General features: G+C 33.3%; 20 protein-coding genes. 12 read left to right on the plus strand and 8 right to left on the minus strand.

Annotation, left to right across the window (positions count from 1 at the left end; all coding sequences use genetic code 11):
• The first annotated feature begins 10 nt into the window (after window positions 1–10).
• From AB3G33_RS00715 to groL, 7 genes are all read left to right on the plus strand, one after another.
• Entirely contained in the window at window positions 11–151 is a 141-nt protein-coding gene (locus AB3G33_RS00715) for a hypothetical protein (protein WP_367771894.1), read from the plus strand.
• Window positions 152–233: 82 nt separating this feature from the next.
• A complete protein-coding gene (locus AB3G33_RS00720; protein ID WP_367771896.1) occupies window positions 234–1,490 on the plus strand; it encodes a sigma-54 interaction domain-containing protein in 1,257 nt (418 codons plus the stop codon).
• Window positions 1,491–1,584: 94 nt separating this feature from the next.
• A complete protein-coding gene (locus tag AB3G33_RS00725; RefSeq protein WP_367771898.1) occupies window positions 1,585–2,088 on the plus strand; it encodes an LptE family protein in 504 nt (167 codons plus the stop codon).
• Window positions 2,089–2,145: 57 nt separating this feature from the next.
• Complete coding sequence (locus tag AB3G33_RS00730) at window positions 2,146–2,997, plus strand: tetratricopeptide repeat protein (RefSeq protein WP_367771900.1); 852 nt, start codon at window positions 2,146–2,148, stop codon at window positions 2,995–2,997.
• A gap of 3 nt (window positions 2,998–3,000) precedes the next feature.
• Window positions 3,001–3,330, plus strand: a complete 330-nt coding sequence (gene secG / locus AB3G33_RS00735) for a preprotein translocase subunit SecG (RefSeq protein WP_367755016.1) — start codon at window positions 3,001–3,003, stop codon at window positions 3,328–3,330.
• 139 nt (window positions 3,331–3,469) lie between these two features.
• Window positions 3,470–3,745 (plus strand): co-chaperone GroES, encoded by a 276-nt coding sequence (gene groES / locus AB3G33_RS00740; RefSeq protein ID WP_367755018.1) that lies wholly within the window; start codon window positions 3,470–3,472, stop codon window positions 3,743–3,745.
• 117 nt (window positions 3,746–3,862) lie between these two features.
• Complete coding sequence (gene groL, locus AB3G33_RS00745; protein ID WP_367771902.1) at window positions 3,863–5,491, plus strand: chaperonin GroEL; 1,629 nt, start codon at window positions 3,863–3,865, stop codon at window positions 5,489–5,491.
• A gap of 112 nt (window positions 5,492–5,603) precedes the next feature.
• Here the strand turns inward: groL and AB3G33_RS00750 are convergent, their stop codons facing one another.
• From AB3G33_RS00750 to xrtF, 5 genes are all read right to left on the minus strand, one after another.
• Complete coding sequence (locus AB3G33_RS00750; RefSeq protein ID WP_367755021.1) at window positions 5,604–6,287, minus strand: DedA family protein; 684 nt, start codon at window positions 6,285–6,287, stop codon at window positions 5,604–5,606.
• Window positions 6,288–6,493: 206 nt separating this feature from the next.
• The gene (locus AB3G33_RS00755; RefSeq protein WP_367771904.1) at window positions 6,494–7,849 is read right to left on the minus strand and encodes an MBL fold metallo-hydrolase; all 1,356 of its coding nucleotides are present in this window, start codon (window positions 7,847–7,849) and stop codon (window positions 6,494–6,496) included.
• A 40-nt stretch (window positions 7,850–7,889) separates the two neighbouring features.
• On the minus strand, window positions 7,890–8,720 hold the full coding sequence (locus AB3G33_RS00760) for a restriction endonuclease (RefSeq protein WP_367771905.1): 831 nt from the start codon (window positions 8,718–8,720) through the stop codon (window positions 7,890–7,892).
• 58 nt (window positions 8,721–8,778) lie between these two features.
• Window positions 8,779–9,222 (minus strand): exosortase F system-associated protein, encoded by a 444-nt coding sequence (locus AB3G33_RS00765; protein ID WP_367771906.1) that lies wholly within the window; start codon window positions 9,220–9,222, stop codon window positions 8,779–8,781.
• A complete protein-coding gene (gene xrtF, locus AB3G33_RS00770; RefSeq protein ID WP_367771907.1) occupies window positions 9,197–9,748 on the minus strand; it encodes an exosortase family protein XrtF in 552 nt (183 codons plus the stop codon). The genes AB3G33_RS00765 and xrtF overlap by 26 nt, the downstream gene beginning before the upstream one ends.
• Window positions 9,749–9,821: 73 nt before the next feature.
• On the opposite strand from xrtF, the gene AB3G33_RS00775 reads away from it, so the two are divergent.
• The 5 genes from AB3G33_RS00775 to rpe all read left to right on the plus strand — a co-directional run bounded on the left by AB3G33_RS00775 (window position 9,822) and on the right by rpe (window position 15,185).
• Window positions 9,822–10,277, plus strand: coding sequence for a GAF domain-containing protein (locus AB3G33_RS00775; RefSeq protein WP_367771909.1), 456 nt, complete (start codon window positions 9,822–9,824; stop codon window positions 10,275–10,277).
• A 112-nt stretch (window positions 10,278–10,389) separates the two neighbouring features.
• Window positions 10,390–10,656 (plus strand): 30S ribosomal protein S15, encoded by a 267-nt coding sequence (gene rpsO / locus AB3G33_RS00780; RefSeq protein ID WP_367755033.1) that lies wholly within the window; start codon window positions 10,390–10,392, stop codon window positions 10,654–10,656.
• Window positions 10,657–10,804: 148 nt separating this feature from the next.
• Window positions 10,805–12,946, plus strand: coding sequence for a polyribonucleotide nucleotidyltransferase (locus AB3G33_RS00785; RefSeq protein WP_367771910.1), 2,142 nt, complete (start codon window positions 10,805–10,807; stop codon window positions 12,944–12,946).
• Between the two features lie 278 nt (window positions 12,947–13,224).
• A complete protein-coding gene (locus AB3G33_RS00790) occupies window positions 13,225–14,088 on the plus strand; it encodes an RNA polymerase sigma factor RpoD/SigA (protein ID WP_007137700.1) in 864 nt (287 codons plus the stop codon).
• A 434-nt stretch (window positions 14,089–14,522) separates the two neighbouring features.
• Window positions 14,523–15,185 (plus strand): ribulose-phosphate 3-epimerase, encoded by a 663-nt coding sequence (gene rpe / locus AB3G33_RS00795; RefSeq protein ID WP_367771911.1) that lies wholly within the window; start codon window positions 14,523–14,525, stop codon window positions 15,183–15,185.
• Window positions 15,186–15,243: 58 nt separating this feature from the next.
• On the opposite strand, the gene AB3G33_RS00800 is transcribed toward rpe, so the two are convergent.
• From AB3G33_RS00800 to AB3G33_RS00810, 3 genes are all read right to left on the minus strand, one after another.
• Window positions 15,244–16,140: a carbohydrate kinase family protein gene (locus AB3G33_RS00800; protein WP_367771913.1), complete on the minus strand. Its 897-nt coding sequence runs from the start codon at window positions 16,138–16,140 to the stop codon at window positions 15,244–15,246.
• A gap of 127 nt (window positions 16,141–16,267) precedes the next feature.
• Entirely contained in the window at window positions 16,268–18,007 is a 1,740-nt protein-coding gene (locus AB3G33_RS00805; RefSeq protein WP_367771914.1) for a RagB/SusD family nutrient uptake outer membrane protein, read from the minus strand.
• A 9-nt stretch (window positions 18,008–18,016) separates the two neighbouring features.
• Window positions 18,017–21,166: a SusC/RagA family TonB-linked outer membrane protein gene (locus AB3G33_RS00810; RefSeq protein WP_367771916.1), complete on the minus strand. Its 3,150-nt coding sequence runs from the start codon at window positions 21,164–21,166 to the stop codon at window positions 18,017–18,019.
• Between the last annotated feature and the right edge of the window lie 3 nt (window positions 21,167–21,169).

Genomic DNA, 21,169 nt, shown 5'->3' on the forward strand with positions numbered 1-21,169 from the left:
ATATTAAATAATGACAAAAAAACAAATAATCATAGCAATACTTACTTTCATCATAGGATTTGGGGGAACGTTTTATATAATTAGAACCTACTTTCCAAAGCACAAAGTAGAAAAAACGAGTACTGTAAAAGATACTTTGACAAAAAAATAAATTACAAAAGTGAATCGTTTAATTAAATAGAGTTCGATTTTGAACTTGAAAACTTAAACCTCAAAACTTTAAATACAAAATAATGGATACAGTTCAAGCCATAAAACAACGATTTGAAATTATTGGAAATGATCCAAAATTAAATCGTGCCATAGAAAAAGCCATTCAAGTTGCCCCAACCGATATTTCAGTACTGGTTGTAGGTGAAAGTGGTGTAGGTAAAGAAAGTATACCTAAAATAATACATTCGCTATCCCATAGAAAACACGGTAAATATATTGCTGTTAACTGTGGTGCCATTCCTGAAGGAACAATTGATAGTGAACTTTTTGGTCATGAAAAAGGAGCTTTTACGGGAGCAACAAGTACCCGTGAAGGGTATTTTGAAGTGGCTGATGGGGGAACTATTTTCCTAGATGAAGTAGGTGAATTACCATTAACTACCCAAGTGAGATTACTTCGTGTTTTAGAAAATGGCGAATTTATTAAAGTAGGTTCTTCTCAAGTTCAAAAAACAGATGTTCGTATTGTAGCTGCAACCAACGTCAACTTATTTGATGCCATCGAAAAAGGAAAATTTCGTGAAGATTTGTATTACCGTTTAAGTACAGTAGATATTCTTTTACCTCCTTTAAGGGACCGAAAAGATGATATTCATTTATTGTTTAGAAAATTTGCTGCTGATTTTGCTCATAAATATAAAATGCCCCCATTAAAACTAGATGAAAATGCAGTTCAAGTGTTACAAAAATTTCGTTGGAGTGGAAACATCCGTCAATTACGAAATGTAGCGGAACAAATTTCAGTATTAGAAACAAATAGAGACATTTCCGCTCAAACCTTACAATCCTATTTGCCTTCAGAAGGGAGTAACTTACCATCGGTTATTAAAGATAAAAAAGCAGAAAGCGACTTTAGTACCGAAAGAGATATTTTATACAAAGTGCTTTTTGACATGAAAAGTGATTTACATGATTTGAAAAAACTAACTCTAGAATTAATGAAAAGTGGTGCATCAAAAGCACAGGACATCAATCCTTCTTTAATTCAGAAAATATATGGTTCGAAAGAAAATGACAGTGAAATAGACTTTGAAGAAGAACCAAGAACTGCTTTAATTTCCACACCAAATAAAGAAGAACGTTACGAAGAAAATGACGAGAATTATTTGTTTGCGGAGACTATTGAAGAAGAAGAAGTTTTAAGATTGGAACAAAAAGAAATCGAAATGATTAAGAAATCATTAGAAAAAAACAAAGGAAAACGTAAAGCAGCTGCAGATGAACTTGGGATTTCTGAAAGGACATTATACCGAAAAATTAAGCAATTCGACCTTTAAAAAATTAGCAAATAGTAATAGATATTTACAAACTATTTTTTGAATACCTTTGAACCGAGCGTTAGCCAACTAACGTAGCAATTTTTAAATGAAAATGAAAAAACTACACTATACCCTCTTAATCGCTTTACTATTTGCACTTAACAGTTGCTCAGTATATAACTTTACAGGAACTGGAAAAATTGATGCCAAAACATTTCAAGTCAACTTTTTTCAAAATAATGCTGACCTGATTGAACCCGGAATTGACCGTACATTCACACTGGCGCTTCAAGATATTATACAGAATCAAACCAACCTAAATTTAGTGAAAACAGGAGGTGATTTGACATACGAAGGAGAAATTGTAGATTACAGAATAAGCCCAATGACTGCAACAGCGGATCAAAAAGCGTCTCAAAACCGTTTAAAGATTAGAGTAAATGTTCGATTTACAAACAAAAATAAAGAAGTAGATAATTTTGAAAAAACTTTTGAATTTTATTATGATTATCCAGCTACGCAACAATTAGGCGGAGCAACCTTGAGTAATGCTTTAAAAGAAATTTTTGACAGAATAACACAAGATATCTTTAACGAGTCACTAGCTAAGTGGTAGATGAAATTATAATTTCAAATAATTTACAAAACAATACATACAACTGAATAACTATTTATGAACGTAACCGATTATACTTACTTAATTAATAAACCAAATACGATTACAGAAAATCAAACAGAAGCTTTAACAAAAGTGCTGGATGAGTTTCCTTTTTTTCAAAGTGCAAGAGCTTTGCGATTAAAAGGACTGTATAATCAAAATAGTTTTAAGTATAATTTTGCATTAAAAGTTACGGCAGCCCATACAACAGACAGAACCGTTTTATTTGATTTTATCACTTCGGATAGTTTTATTGCGATTCAAAAAGAATTTTATGACAAGAAATCACTTGAGCTTCTTGACATAACTGTAATCGATAGTGAAGTCGTTATTTCAAAAGAAAATTTAAAGATAGAGAAAACACCTATAGAACAATCTATTCTCACTTCTATTAAGAAAGCTTCAAATGAAACTATTGACAGCACAAAAATAGTTGAAGAAAAATTGGCCATAGGCAAGCCTTTGGATTTTTCTAAAAATGAGACACACTCTTTTCAGGAATGGCTTCAGCTTTCTAGAACACAACCTATAATAAGAGAACCCGAAGTCAATAAAACTCCAGAAAACACTGTTCTGGATGAGACAAAAAAGAAAAAAGCAAAACTAATTGACCGCTTTATCGAATCAAGTCCTAAGATTTCACCTGTAAAACATGGAGTACCTTCCACTATTCATATTGACATTAATAAAGACGATAATTCGTCATTAATGACCGAAACTTTGGCAAGAGTCTATTTGGAACAAAAAAAATATCAAAAAGCGATTCAAGCTTATGATATATTAATTTTGAAATATCCAGAAAAAAGTAGTTTCTTTGCAGACCGTATATCGGATATTAAGATTTTACAACAAAACAATAATAATTAAACAATGAGCACATTTTCAATTTTTTTAGTTTTAATCACAATAGTTTGTTTTCTATTGATCGTAGTAATAATGGTTCAAAACCCTAAAGGTGGTGGACTTTCTTCTACATTAGGAGGATCGACTCAAATGGGTGGTGTACAAAAAACAACAGACTTTTTGGACAAGAGTACTTGGACATTAGCTACAATTTTAATTGCATTAATATTACTTTCTAGTTTGAGTTTTACTGGAACATTAAGCGATACTGATTCTAAAATCATTGACAATACACAAACTGCAGCTCCTGCTTCGCCAGTACAAAACACACCTGCACCAACAACACCTGCAAAATAATTTACATTATATAAATATTACTAAGTGCCAGCCTGTCAAAGCTGGCATTTTTTATAAGAAAATGTGTCAGTTATAGCAAGATGGCACAATTTCTGAAATCGTATTAACAATCTATATAAAACAATAAAAACATATAATTATGGCTTTAAACATTAAACCACTTTCAGACCGTGTTCTTATTGAACCAGTTGCTGCTGAAACAAAAACTGCTTCAGGAATTTTCATTCCAGATACTGCAAAAGAGAAACCACAAAAAGGAACTGTTGTTGCTGTAGGAAGCGGAACAAAAGATCACTCCATGACTGTTAAAATTGGTGATTCTGTTCTTTACGGTAAATATGCAGGTACTGAATTAAAATTGGAAGGTAAAGATTACTTGATAATGAGAGAAGATGATATTCTTGCAATAATTTAAATTTTGTTTCAAGTTTGCTTCGCCTGTTCACTATCGTTCGGGTCAGGTTTCAATTTTCGAATCCTAAAATGAAACTTTAAACAAAAAAATTTCAAACATTAAACAAAAAAAATTAAGATGGCAAAAGATATAAAATTTGATATTGAAGCACGTGACGGACTAAAACGTGGTGTAGATGCATTGGCTAATGCAGTAAAAGTGACTCTAGGACCAAAAGGTCGTAATGTAATCATCGGAAAATCTTTTGGTGGACCAAATGTAACTAAAGATGGTGTTACTGTAGCAAAAGAAATTGAATTAAAAGACCCATTAGAAAACATGGGAGCTCAAATGGTTAAAGAAGTCGCTTCTAAAACTAATGATTTAGCTGGAGACGGTACTACAACTGCAACAGTTTTAGCACAAGCTATTGTAAAAGAAGGCTTAAAAAACGTTGCTGCAGGTGCAAATCCAATGGATTTGAAACGCGGTATTGACAAAGCTGTTGAGGCCATTGTTGCTGACTTAGCAAAACAATCAAAAGTAGTAGGTACTGATTCTGAAAAAATCAAACAAATCGCTTCTATTTCTGCTAATAATGACGAAGTAATTGGTGAATTGATTGCTACTGCTTTTGCAAAAGTAGGAAAAGAAGGTGTTATCACAGTTGAAGAAGCTAAAGGAACTGATACTTATGTTGACGTTGTTGAAGGAATGCAATTTGACCGAGGATATCTTTCTCCATATTTTGTTACAAATCCTGAAAAAATGGAAGTGGAATTAGAAAACCCTTACATTTTATTATATGATAAAAAAGTTTCTTCACTAAAAGAATTACTTCCTGTATTAGAGCCAGTAGCACAATCTGGAAAACCTTTATTAATTATTGCTGAAGATGTTGATGGTGAAGCGTTATCTACATTGGTAGTAAATAAATTAAGAGGAGCATTAAAAATTGCGGCTGTAAAAGCACCCGGTTTTGGAGACAGAAGAAAAGCAATGCTTGAAGATATTGCAATTTTAACTGGTGGAACTGTAATTTCTGAAGAAAGAGGTTATACTTTAGAAAACACAACAATTGAAATGTTAGGAACTGCTAAAAAAGTGACTATCGATAAAGACAATACTACTGTTGTAAGCGGAGCTGGTGAAGCTGACATGATCAAAAATCGTGTGAACCAAATTAAAGGTCAAATGGAGGCTACAACTTCTGATTATGACAAAGAAAAATTGCAAGAGCGTTTAGCTAAATTAGCTGGCGGTGTTGCGGTTCTTTATGTTGGAGCTGCTTCTGAAGTAGAAATGAAAGAGAAAAAAGACAGAGTAGATGATGCATTACATGCAACTCGTGCTGCTGTTGAAGAAGGTATTGTTGCTGGTGGTGGTGTTGCACTATTAAGAGCTAAAAATGCATTAACTACTGTAAAAGCAGACAATGCTGACGAAGCAACAGGAATTCAAATTGTATCTCGTGCAGTAGAATCTCCATTAAGAACTATTGTTGAAAATGCAGGTCTTGAAGGTTCTGTAGTTGTAGCAAAAGTAGCTGAAGGAAAAGGTGATTTTGGTTATAACGCCAAAACTGATGAATATGTAGATATGCTAAAAGCAGGAATTATCGACCCTAAAAAAGTAACACGTGTAGCATTAGAAAATGCAGCATCAGTTGCTGGAATGATTCTTACTACTGAGTGTGCATTAATTGACATTAAAGAAGATAACGGAGGCGGAATGCCAATGGGAGGCGGAATGCCAGGAATGATGTAATATCAAACCCTTCTAGATATAAAAAAATCCGTTCAACAATGTTGAACGGATTTTTTATTTATACTTTTTTTTGAAAATAATATTTCGTCAAATAAGCACTACTTTTTTAGTTTTATTCCTCTGAAACTGGATGCTTTCTAGCTAACTTGATTAGTACTGGCGATAAAGTAATTACTACCAAACCAATAACGATTAACTCAATATGTTCTTTCAAATTTATTTGATAATTATCTAGTAAAAATCCATATAAATAATGTCCTGCGAAAATCAATATAAATGACCATAGAAAAGAACTAACCACATTATAAAACATAAATTTCTTTTTATCCATAGTCACAATTCCAGCAACAATAGGAGCGAAAGTTCTAAATATTGGCAAAAACCTAGCGAAAATAATTGCTCTACCTCCATGCCTTTCAAAAAAATCTTTAGATTGAACAAGGTATTTTTTCTTAAACCAAAAAGTATCTTTTTTATTATAGAGATAGTATCCGCTTTTTGATCCAAACCAATAGCCGACAATATTACCTAAAATACCTGCAAACCCAACCATTGTCGACAAGAGAACAACATTTATAAAATCACTATCTATAAACAATATATTTTCAATCAATTCACGATTGTAAATTCCAGCAAGAAATAGCAAACTATCTCCAGGTAAAAAGAAACCAGCAAACAATCCTGTCTCGGCAAAAACAATAAACAATACGATGTATATCCCTAATTTTATTCCATTCACATCAAAATGAATATAAAAAAGTGGGTCTATCAAATTCTTCCAATCAAAGCTATTCATTCTGTGGGGTTTTATTCAAAAATGTTTTGTGCGTGAAAGTAAGTATAATTTACATGAACCACAATTTATTGAATCTTTTTAAAGATTAATTAACGATTAATCTAAAATTAAAATACCATGACAACCCTACATGCTTCTAGTACAGATTTAACAATCTAGTTTTTTTACGCCTAATAGTATATTCAACTGAATTACAATATGAAGGATTAAAGGTCAAATTCTTGTCCCATTAGTGGAATGACACAATCAAATCCATAATGTTCATTAATTTTTATACGCAACTCATCAGCAGGAATATTTTCCCCATGGACTAAAAATACTTTTTTAGGTTTATTTTCTAAGGCCGAAAGCCAATTAAGTAAATCCTTTTGATCACCATGTGCTGACAGCCCTTCAATGTCAAGAATTTTAGCTAAAACAGGATAATATTTTCCGTAAATTTTAACTTCTTTGGCACCTTCAAGTAATTTGCGTCCTCTAGTTCCTTCCGCTTGGTACCCCACAATAATAATAGTAGTCTCTGGTAATCCAATGTAATTTGTTAAATAACTTAAAACACGTCCTCCAGTCACCATTCCACTAGCAGCAATTACTACTTTTGGTTTTTTATTATAAATAGCCTCTATTGTATCTTTATAATCCGTAATCATCGTGAACATTTTACTCATAGCCACGCAATCGTCTATGGAAAGCTTATGCCATTTTAAATTGTTAAAAAAAACATCAAATGCACTTACTCCCATCGGGGAATCAATAATATATTCAATGTCTGGGATTTTTTTATCCGTTTTTAACTTCCATAATAAATACATTATACTCTGTGCCCGCTCTACAGCAAAAGAGGGAATTATTACTGTCCCACCATTTTTAAAAGTAGAATTGATATACGTTTCCAATTCTAATTTCGCATCCGTTTCAGGATGAAGACGATTACCATAAGTGCTTTCCAGAAATATATAATCCCCTTTTGTTGGCCTTGTGGGTGGAAACATTAAAACATCATTATCCCTACCTACATCTCCAGAAAAAACCAAAACTTTACCTTCTAAACTCAATTCTACACTACAAGCCCCAATGATATGTCCTGCATTTGTAAAAACTGCTGAAATTTCAGCATCCAGTGGAACTGTTTCCTTTACATTAACAACTCTAAAAAAAGGAAATACTTTCTCGGCTTGCGCAGCAGTATATAAAGGTTTAGCGACTTCATGTTTAGAATATTTTTCCTTATTTGCTTTGTACGCTTCTTCTTCTTGAATTTTACCACTATCCAAAAGAATCAACTTAGCAATATCCTTGGTTGGGCTTGAACAATAAATTTTTCCTTTAAATCCCTGTTCAACTAAAACTGGCAACCAACCACAATGATCTAAGTGTCCATGGGTCAATAGAACAAAATCAATAGTTGAAGGCAAAACTGGAAGAGGGTTCCAATTAAGCTCTCGCAAAGGTTTTATCCCTTGAAAAAGTCCACAATCTATCAAAATCCGCACACCATTACTTTCTACTAATGTTTTTGAACCTGTAACTGTTCCAGCTCCTCCAATAAATTTTATTTTCATGATTCCGTGTTTATAATGAACAATTAATCAAATAGTTATTTTATACACATTTACACAATTCCCTAACTTCTTTCAAAACATTTTTAATCCTATTGGAACTCAAACTAATTTTTTCTAAAGCATCTGAATTATTTATCAATTCCTTGGCTAAAATCACATCCAGAAATAATAATTTATCTTTTTCAGCAAGTGACAAAGTGGTTAAACAAGTGACTGGATAAAGACAGTCATTATCGTTTTTTGTTTTCAAACTATTATTTTTAGGATAATCCCAACTCAATAAATTCATTCCAGAACATTTAGCAAATGCTATTGCATCTGAGGTGAATCGGTTGTTCGTTGAAATCCAACATTTTGATACCGTATCTTTTTTGGAAAAAATCATATGGTTTCTATCTTTCAAATCATTAAATCTTGAAAGCACATATAATGGTACTTTAACATCTGAGGCAGCTTCCCTACTAGAATGAAACTTACATTCTATCATCGAAATCACATTATCTTTCTTTACTAAAACATCTATTTCATGTGAAACACACTTTCCTTGCAAAACCAGATTTGTGGTAGTTGTATATTTTTCGGCATCAAAAAGTCGAGCTATATATTTCTCGAAGAAAAAACCAGCAGGACCTAACAACTGAAGTGCTGCTCTTAGATTGTATCTGGCTGCATGTGAATTAGCCTCTTTTTTTAATAAAAGAAAAGCTCTTTTATAAATATGTTTGGTTGAAATTCCTTCGTAAAGTTCATTTTTAATTTTATTCAAAATATCTTCAACAATAACAGGACTAGCACCAGATTTCAACAATGAAACCTTTAGTTTTTCTGGCTCAAAATCAACAATATCTCCAGAGTGTTTTACTATTTTCATGACTCTAAATTATTGATTATTAATGATTTAATATTAAATTAAAGATAATAAAAATAAATCATTTATTAACCTTTTGGAAATAAAAAGCAGGAATAAACAATAGGACAAAAATAGGCTGAATTAAAAACCTCCTAATATAAAAAAGAAAAAGATTATTATTCACTCCATAAAAATTAATCACCATATAAAAAGAAGCGATTAAAATCATAAAAAAAAGCAGATACAAAATAGCAGCGAATTTAATTATCTCAACATCTTTAAATAATACATAAAGCAACACTAACGAAATGATAGTATTAAGTCCATATCGAAATAAATAACCTATAAACAAACGATATGGACTATAAATAGGTAGCGGTAAATTATTAAAATCACTTTTAAAATAATTTAAGAAAGGATCATAGAATAAACGGTCTTCAAAGGCGCGAACTAAAATAAGTAATAGCACTAACAGTGCTGCCGCAACAAATCTAAATTTATGTGTTAGTAGAATTTTTAGCATATAATGAAAATTTATTAACCCAAATTACCCATAAAATAAAAACGACTCCATAAATAAACAACGGAAAAAACACACCGTGTAAAATAGATTCTTGTGTAGGAAAAAAATAAATCAGAATACACAATAATGCAATTCGCATCACATTTAAAAAAAAAATACCTAAACTTCCTCCGATAATATATAAAACTGTAGGTTTTAATTTTCCTGAAAAAGAAACTACAAACGAAATAAATAAAATAATAACACTAATCGCATTGCACCCCTCAATCAATCTGGCAACATATTTTTGATTGTAAATCAATTTGATGTAATCATCTGTTTTATTTTCTTCAAGTACCACATCAGCATGAAACAGTTTCAATAATTGTTCTGTGTTTTGGGCGACTAATTTTGTAATTGAATCTGTTTGATTGCTCTCAAAACCATTTAAGAACATTTGATAAACAAAAGCTAATATTATGTAGGTTAAAAAAAACTTTGCCAAAAAAAGCAAAAAAGGCTTATACAAAACAATATATTTTCTCAAAATGCAATTTTTAACAAATTTAATATAAATAAGATTAAGGACTTTAAATACTTTTGTATAAAAATTGAACAAAATGACATTTCAAGAATTGAAACCAAAAGTAACAGCAATAACATCAAACAATTCACTTACAAGAGACGAAAAATTATTGATCATTTGCCAACTTTTAAATTCCAGCATAGAATACTATAATTGGGTAGGCTTTTATTTTGCAAACCACGATACAAAAACATTACATCTAGGTCCTTATGTAGGAGCAGAAACGGATCATACCGTTATCCCATTTGGAAAAGGAATTTGTGGGCAAGTAGCAGTTTCAAACGATAATTTTGTTGTGCCAGATGTTGCCGCTCAAGACAACTATATTGCTTGTAGCTTTACTGTAAAATCAGAAATTGTTGTTCCTTTATTTGCAAATGGGCAAAACATTGGGCAAATAGACATTGACAGTCATGTGATTGACCCTTTTACAGAAGCGGACGAACGATTTTTGGAGTTTGTAAATGAGGAGGTTGCAAAATTGTATTAAGATTTAAAATAATTTACAATTCATAATTATTAATTGATAATTATTAATTACTTTTGCACCCGTCTTACAATAGCTGTATGACATACATAAAAATCATTAAACAAATATTGGAATGTATTTAACTAAAGAGATTAAAGAAGAAATCTTCGCACAACACGGAGAAAAAACAAACACTGGAAAAGCTGAAGCACAAATCGCTTTATTCACTTTCAGAATTAGCCACTTAACTGAGCACTTGAAAAAAAATCGTCATGATTATAACACAGAGCGTTCATTAGTATTGCTAGTAGGTAAAAGAAGATCATTGTTAGATTACTTGAAAAAGAAAGAAATCAACAGATATCGTGAGATTATCAAAGTATTGGGTATCAGAAAATAATCAATATAAAAAAGAGGTGCGTAAGTGCCTCTTTTTGTTTTTACACAAGAATAAAAAAGTTTGGTTTTTCATTGGGTTTTAGGCATTAACTACGCAAACAACAACTACAACACAACTAGAACCCATGTTTAACTAATAAATTAAATTTATGATTCCACAATTATTTGTAGAAAGTATCGATTTAGGTGATGGCAGAAACATCACAATCGAGACAGGTCGTTTAGCTAAACAAGCTGACGGATCTGTAGTAGTAAGAATAGGTAAAACTGTTATTTTAGGAACAGTAGTATCTTCAAGAAAAGCAAGTCCAGGTATCGACTTTTTACCACTTACGGTAGATTATCGTGAAAAATTTGCTGCAGCAGGACGTTTCCCTGGAGGTTTCTTCAAAAGAGAAGCAAGACCAAGTGATAGCGAAGTATTAACCATGCGCTTAGTAGACCGTGTTTTACGTCCACTTTTCCCAGATGACTATCATGCAGAAGTGCAAGTAATGATTCAATTAATGTCTTACGATGAAGACATTATGCCAGATGCACTAGCAGGTTTAGCAGCATCAGCAGCATTAGCTTTATCTGACATTCCTTTTGAAACATTAATCTCTGAAGCTAGAGTTGGTCGTATCGACGGAAAATTCATCATCAACCCATCTCGCGCACAATTAGCATTATCAGATATTGATATGATGATTGGAGCTTCTATGGATTCTATCGCAATGGTAGAAGGTGAAATGAAAGAAATTTCAGAAGCAGAAATGCTTGAAGCAATTAAATTTGCTCACGAACATATTAAAAATCAAATCTCTGCTCAATTGCGTTTACAAGCTGCTTTTGGAAAAAAAGAGACTAGAACGTATGAAGGAGAAAGAGAAGATGAAGCAATTTACGCTAAAGTAAAAGCGGCATCTTACGATAAAATTTACGCTATTGCAAGCAAAGGTTCTTCTAAACAAGAACGTACAGCTGCATTTGACGAAGTAAAAGAAGAAGTTAAAGCATTATTTACTGAAGAAGAATTGGCGGCTGATGGAGATTTAGTTTCTAAATACTTCAAGAAAACAAACAAAGAAGCAGTTCGTAACGTAACTTTAGATTTAGGAACCCGTTTAGACGGAAGAAAAACTACAGAAATCAGACCAATCTGGTGTGAAGTAGATTACTTACCATCTGTACACGGATCTGCATTGTTTACTCGTGGAGAAACGCAAGCTTTGGCAACAGCAACTTTAGGAACATCTAGAGAAGCAAACCAAATTGATTCTCCATCAGAACAAGGTGAAGAGAAATTCTACCTACATTATAACTTCCCTCCTTTCTCAACTGGTGAAGCTCGTCCTTTAAGAGGAACTTCAAGAAGAGAAGTAGGTCACGGAAACTTGGCTCAAAGAGCATTAAAAAACATGATTCCTGCTGATTGTCCTTATACAATCCGTGTTGTATCTGAAGTATTAGAATCGAATGGTTCTTCTTCTATGGCAACTGTTTGTGCTGGAACATTATCATTAATGGATGCTGGTATTCAAATGATTCGTCCCGTTTCTGGAATTGCAATGGGATTGATTACTGACGGAGATCGTTATGCTGTATTGTCTGATATTCTTGGTGATGAAGATCACTTAGGAGATATGGACTTTAAAGTAACAGGAACTTCTGTAGGTATTACTGCTTGTCAAATGGACATCAAGATTGACGGATTGAAATACGAGATTATGGAAGCAGCACTAGCTCAAGCTCGTGATGGACGTTTACATATTCTTGGTAAATTAATCGAAACTTTAGCTGAGCCAAAAGCAGATGTTAAAGCATATGCTCCAAAAATCATTACAAGAAGAATCCCTAATGCTTTCATTGGAGCATTGATCGGACCTGGTGGAAAAGTGATTCAAGAATTACAAAAAACTACAGGAACTACAATTGTTATCAATGAAGATCCAACTACTGAAGAAGGAGTTATTGAAATTTTAGGAACTGATCCTGCTGGAATTGAAGCAGTATTGGCTAAAATTAAATCAATCACTTTCAAGCCTCAAATGAATGAGTCTTACGAGGTAAAAGTAATCAAAATGCTAGATTTTGGTGCAGTTGTAGAGTATACATCAGCTCCAGGAAACGAAGTTTTATTACATGTATCTGAGTTGGCTTGGGAACGCACAGAAAATGTTTCTGATGTAGTGAACATGGGTGATGTTTTTGAAGTGAAATACTTAGGTATGGATCCAAAAACTAGAAAAGAAAAAGTGTCAAGAAAAGCACTTTTACCAAGACCTCCACGTGAGGAAAGAAAAGAGTAATCAGATCTTAGTTTACTAAAGGTTTATTTATAGGAAATCCCGTTTCATGAATTTGAAACGGGATTTTTGTTTTGCATTAGGGATGGCAGCGTTTGTTTGAGCTCTTTTTATGCAATGAAATGGAATAAAAAAGCGAGTGCGGACAGCCCGACCGCAGGGAATGCCCAAATTAAATGGTCTAAAAAATAAAATAAATATTTATTTCATCCCTTTTGTAACTTTTTCACAACTTCGTACGTATAATCACTTGTACACTTAAAACTTGAGGAGACAAAAACATGAGACAACTAAAAATTACCAAGCAGGTAACGAATCGTGAAACTGCATCATTAGACAAATATTTACAAGAAATTGGAAAAGTTGATCTTATTACCGCTGACGAAGAAGTAGAATTAGCTCAAAAGATTAAAGCTGGTGATCAAAAAGCACTAGAGAAATTAACAAAAGCCAACTTACGTTTCGTAGTTTCGGTAGCAAAACAATATCAAAACCAAGGATTAACGCTTCCCGATTTAATTAACGAAGGAAATCTTGGTCTTATAAAAGCAGCACAACGTTTTGATGAAACACGTGGTTTCAAATTCATTTCGTATGCCGTATGGTGGATTCGTCAATCGATACTTCAAGCATTGGCTGAACAATCCCGTATCGTTCGTTTACCATTAAATAAAATTGGTTCTATCAATAAAATCAACAAAATGTACGCTTTATTAGAGCAATCTAACGAGCGTCCACCATCTGCTGAGGAAATTGCAAAAGAATTGGACATGACCGTAAATGACGTAAAAGAGTCAATGAAAAACTCTGGACGTCACTTATCAATGGATGCGCCGCTTGTAGAAGGAGAAGATTCTAACCTTTATGACGTTTTACGTTCTGGTGAATCTCCTAATCCAGACAGAGAATTAATCCACGAATCATTGCGTACCGAAATCGAGCGTTCATTAGAAACATTGACTCCTAGAGAGGCTGATGTGGTTCGTTTGTACTTTGGTCTTGGTGATCAACACCCAATGACTCTTGAGGAAATAGGTGAAACTTTTGACCTAACTCGTGAGCGTGTTCGTCAAATCAAGGAAAAAGCAATCCGAAGATTGAAACACACTTCAAGAAGTAAAATATTAAAAACCTACTTAGGTTAATTCACAATATTCCCCAATTAAAATCTTTAAAACTTAAATTTTTTAATTCAAAATGAACAACAGTTTGATTGACTGTTCGTTTTTTGATTGATGATTGAAACTCCGGCTGATTACCGGAGTTTTATTTTTTTAATCTGAATTCATTTCAGATTCTCTTCTATCTTAATTCCAGATCCTCGTTCCTCTTTTTTCTTTCCTCTTTTTTCTCTTTTCTGGCGTAACCCTTCGTAAAAACTTCGGGTCGGGCTTTATGTTTCAATCTTTTTATTAAAAAAAAATAAAAAGGATTTCCACTTCAATCCCTTACGCAAAACATGGGTAACTCGCGAGTTGTACCTTTTATAAAAAAACTTTCCCGTTTGTTTTAAATAAACTAATTTTGCACAAACAACAACTTAAGAATCTGAAATAAATTCAGATTAAACAACAAAACAATGAAAAATACACTTATTGCTCCATCAGTATTAGCGGCCGACTTTGCTAACCTGCAACGTGACATTGAAATGATTAACAACAGTGAAGCAGATTGGTTTCATATTGATATTATGGATGGAGTTTTTGTACCCAACATCTCTTACGGAATGCCCGTTTTAGAAGCAATCAACAAACATGCTAAGAAAACAATCGACGTACACTTGATGATTGTTGATCCTGATCGCTACATTAAAACCTTTGCAGACTTAGGAGCAAATATCCTTAGTGTACATTACGAGGCTTGTACTCACCTGCACAGAACGCTTCAGGCAATCAAAGCAGAAGGAATGAAAGCTGGTGTTGCCATAAATCCTCATACTAACGTTGATTTATTGGAAGACGTAATCAATGATATTGATTTAGTTTGCATCATGAGTGTAAACCCAGGTTTTGGCGGACAATCTTTTATAGAAAACACCTACACTAAAGTTAAAAAATTAAAAGAATTAATCACGAGAAAAGGAGCCAACACCATTATTGAAATTGACGGTGGAGTTACCAATAAAAATGCTAAACAACTAGTCGAAGCAGGAGCTGATGTTCTTGTTGCAGGAAGCTATGTTTTTAAAGCAGAAAACCCAACAGCAACTATTGCCGATTTAAAGAAATTGACCACTCTATAAAATCAAAAAAGTCCCTTAATTGGGACTTTTTTATTTAACTTTCATGAGTAGTATTGTATTAAATCATCATGAATTTTTTAATATCCTTTTCACTAATCTTAGGATTAGCGCCCTCTTGTCCTGCCACTAATGCTCCCACTGCGCAGGCATAATTTAATGCTTTTTGTGGCGATTTCCCTCTAAGTAATCGTATAAGAAGAGACGCTAAAAAAGAATCCCCCGCACCAACGGTATCTACTACTTTTACAAAATAACCGCTATTATAATAAAATTTATCATTATAATATAAAACCGCTCCAAATTCCCCCTTAGTTACACAAACTTGTTTTGAATTTGTTTTCTCAGCAATGAATTTTATGTTTTGTTCAAATGAGTTATATGGAGAACCCAACTCTCTACTTATTTCACGTAACTCTTCATCATTCAACTTAATAAAATCAGCTTTTTGCATCAGCTCATTTAACACCTCTGCTGTATAGTAAGGCGATCTTAAATTTGCATCAAAAACCTTATACTTTGCCTTGTCCAATAGGGAATTCAAAGTTTCACGAGAAACTTCATCTCTAGAAGCTAAACTCCCAAAGACAAATACATCTGCTTCAGAAATCACTTTATCCATTACTTCTGTTTCTACAATTTTATCCCAAGCAGAAGGATATAATATATCATAAGAAGCATTTCCCTTTTCATTTATCATTACATGAACGGCACCCGTTTTATATTCCTTAGTGACTTGAATCAAATCAGTAGTAACCTCTTGCTTGTTTAAAAAAGATAAAATATCTTCCCCATTTTCATCCTCACCTACTCGGCTTATCATAGTCGTTTCAACCCCTAAAGAGTTCATCCGTAAAGCCACATTTAAAGGAGCTCCTCCAATTTTTTTATGTGTTGGAAAAATATCCCATAGGACTTCCCCAAAACATACTGCACTTAAAGTGTATTTTGCATTCATAATAAAAACTAATTAAAAATTAAGAACAAGCACAAAAATAACTTATTCAATAAAACAGTTAAAAGTTAAAGGCAAGAATAAATCTTGCCTTTAACAGAATTAAAAAACCACCAAACAAATTTACTCCTTAATAACCAGGGTTTTGTTTGTACAACCCTGCTGTAAAATCTATCTCTCTTTGAGGTATTGGATAATACTCATCTCTACCTGCTGTAAACTTAGCATTAGTAAGAAAATCTCTTTTCGTTTTCTCTACATTAAGGTACGCATTTAAAACAGGCTCAGCTATACCCCATCTTACTAAATCAAAAAATCGTGGACCTTCCATACCAAATTCCAAACGTCTTTCAAACATAAGTGCCTTCATAGCATAGTCTTTCGAAGGAAAAGAAGAATACTGCTGCACTTTATAAACATTTGAAGCTCCTGCTGCTAATGGCATAGACTCACTCGCACCTGCTCTAGCTCTAATTTGATTGATTAAAGGCAACGCTTCTGTATATCTATTTAATTGAATTAATGCCTCCGCTTTGAACAATAAAACATCTGCATATCTAATAAAATCAACATTTTTAGAAGTACCTATAAATGGTCCGTTTTTCACATAACAAGAACAATCTGGAGATTGTTGTTCTTTCATATTTCCAAAATACCCATAAACACCTGGATCTCTAGCCCAACTAAAATTATAAACCATATCTCCAGAAGTTTTTAAAGTGTTTTTATATTTAAATGGTCTTCCTGGAACTCCTACTGTATGGTCAATTCTTGGATCAAGTGTAACACCAGCAGCAAGAGGAGCACTACCATTCGTAATTGTATTAAAAACATCTGAATTATTGAAAGTATCTAATAATGGTAAGCCATTTGCATCTGTTTTAAAAGCATTCACCATATTTTGGCTAGCCATATGAAAACCACAACAGCCGTAAAGAGGTGTTCCATGAGGAGAATTTAAGCCTGTAACAAAACTTACTCTTCCAGTATTTGTTCCATCATTAATAGAAAACTGAACAGCCCAAATCGATTCAGAACCATTGTCATGACCATCCAAAAAATTATTTCCATAATCTGGCTCTAAAGCACCAGTAACTTTATCCGCATAATCTATTACTTCTTGTAATTTTGCTGCATCTATACTTGTAACTTGATGCGCATCATTTTGCTTATAGGCTTGATATAGACTTAATTTTGCAAGATAAGCGGCAGCGGCATTTTTATCAGCTCTACCTACTTGATCTTGACTTTGTGGTAAATTATCGAATGCAAATTTGAAATCTTCAGCAATTTTATCCCACAAAGCATCGCTTGTTAAATCATTTGACGTTTTTAATATATCTTCCTGAGAAAGTTCTTCTGTGATATACGGAACTTTATTAAACAATAACTTTAGCATAAAATGAGAATGTGCTCTTAAAAAACGCAATTCTGCTTGTCTTACTTTCTTTAACGGATAATCTGCATCAGGAATTTCATTGATTACAGACAAAGCAAAGTTTGCTCTAGAGATTGCTTTATAATGATTTGTCCAAGTTCTAGGCAACATCCAGTCACCATAATCAGCGATTGTTGTATTGTATTGTTCGTATGTATCTATCACATCAACATCACCACGACCACCTCCACCTTTGTAGGCATCATCAGATCGTACACTTCCATAAACCCATTGGTTTGTTATTGGCCCAACCATTTCATCATTCCCAATTGCTGCATAAGCTGCGGTAACAAGAGCGTCCGCATTTGCAGCAGTTGCCACATTCACAGAAGATAGCACTCCTGTTGGTTCATAATCTAAAAAATCGGAGCTACATGATGCCAAAAACAAAATTGACAAGCAACTGATAACTATATTATTATATTTCTTCATGATAATTAATTAAAAATTAAAGTTTACACCTAATGAGAATGTAGTTGGTACTGGTATTCTATTAACATCTGTTCGTTCTGGATCGGAACCAATATATCCTTTTGGCGTAAACCAAAATAAATTTTCTCCTTGTGCATATACTCTGCAACTAGTAATGAATCCCGATTTTTCAACTAGCTTATCTGAAAATGAATATCCAATTTGCATGTTTCTTAGTTTGAAATAAGAATTATTTCTTAAGATATAATCTGACATTTGTGAGTCATTGTGTGCTAATGAAAGAGAAGGCACCTCAGTATTTGTATTTGTTGGCGTCCAAGCATTCAATGTTCCAGGGGCAGCATTGTCTCTCCCTTGAACAAAATTATTCCAATAGATATATGGATCAACTCCAACTCTTCCAGCTACACCAGAACCAAAAATAGAAAAATCAACATTTTTATACGCTAAACTAATATTAATACCATATTCTAATCTTGGAAGTGTTGAACCAATAAAAGTTCTGTCATCTGAATTTATCACATTATCCCCATTGATATCAACAAATTTAATACCCCCTAATCGAGAACCTACTTGAGTAGCATGCGCATCAATTTCAGCTTGATTTTGGAATAAGCCCTCTGTTTTATATCCAAAAACTTCGAATTGTGAATGTCCAATTATCGAATTAGCTGCAGTTCCTGGATAAGCTGCTCTTACCTCTTCAGGCAAATCCGTGATTTTATTCTTGGTTGCACCAAAATTTGTGGTAACATTAAAATATAATCCATTTTCTAATTTATCAGCATATCCTACTGTAAGTTCCCAACCTTTATTTGCTGTCGAAGCACCATTTACAAAACGTTGTTGCCCTTCTCCAACAGCAGATGCAACTGGTGGTCTAATCAAGATTCCTTCTGTTTTTCTTGAGAAATAATCAAAAGAACCTGATAATTTGTTTTCAAAAAAACCAAAATCCAAACCTACGTTAACCTCTTTGGTAGTTTCCCATTTTAATCCTGAATTCGCAGCTTGTATAGATACAAAGCCTGAAGGCAAATTTCCAGTATTGGTTCCATTTAAATCATAAGCAGTTCCTACATTATAATAAATATTGAAAAAATCTGGATAATATACATTTTGATTCGGTCCGTATCTAGCTTCATATAGTCCAAAACGAGCATTATCACCAATGGATTGATTACCAACTTCTCCGTAACCAGCACGTAGCTTCAAGTTTGAAACTGCTTTCACATTTTTAAGAAATTCTTCATTATTTATCCTCCAACCTGCAGTAACAGCTGGAAAAATACCATATCTATTGTCTTGACCAAATCTTGATGAACCATCTCTACGAATAGTGAATGAAGCTAAATATCGGTCAGAAAAGGAATAATTAAATTTTCCAAACTGAGAAAGTAGTCTGCTACCGGTTGAAATTCCATTGTTTGTTCTCGCTCCTGTAGCCGCAGATAGTGTAAAATAAGATTCTGATTCAACTGCAAATCCCTCTGCACGGGCATACAACGTATTCAAATCTGTTTTAGTCGATTCAGTTCCTATCAGGATTCCGAATTTATGCTCAGAAACAGTAAGATTATAATTTAAAGTATTTGAAATCGTTAAACTAGAATATTTATTGGTATCAAAGGTTAAACTATTATTACCTCTATTAACAAATCCATTTCTAACTATTGGCTCAATGTCTTTTCTACTGAAATCATTAAAATCCATTCCAATACTATTTCTGAAGGTTAGCCCTTTTAAAATATCAATTTCTGTAAAAACATTACCATATAAAGCAATTTTTTTGCTATTATCCCATCTGTTCAGATATTGCATTAATAATGGGTTATTTCTATCTGAATAACCAGACCCCAATGGGCCAGCATAATCACCAGACGCAGTATAAACTGGAATAGTTGGTGCAAGAGTTATTGCTAAACCTGGTGTTGGAGCGTTTCCAACATCATTTGCAGCAGCTCTTTCATTTGACTGTGTAAATTGAGAATTAACACCAAATCTCACTTTGTCATTGAATAACTTGAAATTGGCATTAAGTCTTGCAGAATATCGCTCATAATTAGTATATTTTAGCATACCTGAATTATCTAAATACCCCATGTTTAATACTGCATTTGCTTTTTCAGATCCTCCAGATACAGATAAATCATTATTAATAAGCAATCCTGTTTTGTATACAGTATCTTGCCAATCTGTATCACCAACAGGAACATTAGTATCGCCACCTACATAAGGCTTTACACTTACACTATTCAATATTGGATTATTAAAATCATTATTCCAATCAAAATTATAGATTTCACCATATCCACCTGACGGACTTGCTCCATCATTAACAGATGCTTGCCATAATACTTTTCCTCTATCCAAAGCATTAAGCATTTTGTATCGTTGTTTTTTCTCAGAAAGAACAGAAACATTTGTACTATATGATACTTTAGTCACGCCACCTTTTGCAGCATTTTTAGTTGTAACAATGATTACCCCATTCGCAGCTCTCGATCCATAAATAGAGGAAGCCGATGCATCTTTTAAGACTTGAATAGATGCAATAGCACTTGGGCTCAAACTAGCAAAAACCTCAGGTCTTGTTGTAGGAACACCATCGATAACATACAATGGATCTGTATTACCAAGTGTACTTACCCCTCTAATTAATATTCTACTATTTGCTCCGCTTGGATCTCCTGATTTCTCTATATTCAAACCAGCTACCCTTCCTTGCAAAGCCTGCATAGCATTTCCAGAACTCATGGTTTGCCCAGTAATAGGTTTCAATTCTACTACTGTAACTGCACCTGTTAAATCGGCTTTTTTCTCTCTAGAATACCCAGTTACAACAACATCATCTAATTTCAAGGATTCTGCTTTCATTGAAATTTTTAAAGAAGTTTGTCCATTAAGCTTAATAGTTTGTGTTGCATAACCAGTATAGCTAAATACCAAAGTTGCATTTTTGTCTACATTGTTAATCGAAAACTGGCCGTCAAGATCTGTAGAGGTTCCTATTTTTGTTCCAGAAACCAGTACTGATGCACCAGGTAGAGACATCCCATCTTCCGAAGAAGTTACCACTCCTTTGATTCCAATATTTTGGGCCGATAAAGAAAAAAAGGATCCCATTAGGATTAGGTAAAGAATAATTTTGTGTTTCATAAT

Origin of the sequence: Flavobacterium sp. WC2421 (genome assembly GCF_040822115.1) — a bacterium.
Classification (GTDB): Bacteria; Bacteroidota; Bacteroidia; order Flavobacteriales; family Flavobacteriaceae; genus Flavobacterium.

Coding starts and splice junctions, on each gene's coding strand:
- AB3G33_RS00715 (WP_367771894.1), top strand. CDS start 11: ATGACAAAAAAACAAATAATCATAGCAATACTTACTTTCATCATAGGA.
- AB3G33_RS00720 (WP_367771896.1), top strand. CDS start 234: ATGGATACAGTTCAAGCCATAAAACAACGATTTGAAATTATTGGAAAT.
- AB3G33_RS00725 (WP_367771898.1), top strand. CDS start 1,585: ATGAAAAAACTACACTATACCCTCTTAATCGCTTTACTATTTGCACTT.
- AB3G33_RS00730 (WP_367771900.1), top strand. CDS start 2,146: ATGAACGTAACCGATTATACTTACTTAATTAATAAACCAAATACGATT.
- secG (WP_367755016.1), top strand. CDS start 3,001: ATGAGCACATTTTCAATTTTTTTAGTTTTAATCACAATAGTTTGTTTT.
- groES (WP_367755018.1), top strand. CDS start 3,470: ATGGCTTTAAACATTAAACCACTTTCAGACCGTGTTCTTATTGAACCA.
- groL (WP_367771902.1), top strand. CDS start 3,863: ATGGCAAAAGATATAAAATTTGATATTGAAGCACGTGACGGACTAAAA.
- AB3G33_RS00750 (WP_367755021.1), bottom strand. CDS start 6,287: ATGAATAGCTTTGATTGGAAGAATTTGATAGACCCACTTTTTTATATT.
- AB3G33_RS00755 (WP_367771904.1), bottom strand. CDS start 7,849: ATGAAAATAAAATTTATTGGAGGAGCTGGAACAGTTACAGGTTCAAAA.
- AB3G33_RS00760 (WP_367771905.1), bottom strand. CDS start 8,720: ATGAAAATAGTAAAACACTCTGGAGATATTGTTGATTTTGAGCCAGAA.
- AB3G33_RS00765 (WP_367771906.1), bottom strand. CDS start 9,222: ATGCTAAAAATTCTACTAACACATAAATTTAGATTTGTTGCGGCAGCA.
- AB3G33_RS00775 (WP_367771909.1), top strand. CDS start 9,822: ATGACATTTCAAGAATTGAAACCAAAAGTAACAGCAATAACATCAAAC.
- rpsO (WP_367755033.1), top strand. CDS start 10,390: ATGTATTTAACTAAAGAGATTAAAGAAGAAATCTTCGCACAACACGGA.
- AB3G33_RS00785 (WP_367771910.1), top strand. CDS start 10,805: ATGATTCCACAATTATTTGTAGAAAGTATCGATTTAGGTGATGGCAGA.
- AB3G33_RS00790 (WP_007137700.1), top strand. CDS start 13,225: ATGAGACAACTAAAAATTACCAAGCAGGTAACGAATCGTGAAACTGCA.
- rpe (WP_367771911.1), top strand. CDS start 14,523: ATGAAAAATACACTTATTGCTCCATCAGTATTAGCGGCCGACTTTGCT.
- AB3G33_RS00800 (WP_367771913.1), bottom strand. CDS start 16,140: ATGAATGCAAAATACACTTTAAGTGCAGTATGTTTTGGGGAAGTCCTA.
- AB3G33_RS00805 (WP_367771914.1), bottom strand. CDS start 18,007: ATGAAGAAATATAATAATATAGTTATCAGTTGCTTGTCAATTTTGTTT.
- AB3G33_RS00810 (WP_367771916.1), bottom strand. CDS start 21,166: ATGAAACACAAAATTATTCTTTACCTAATCCTAATGGGATCCTTTTTT.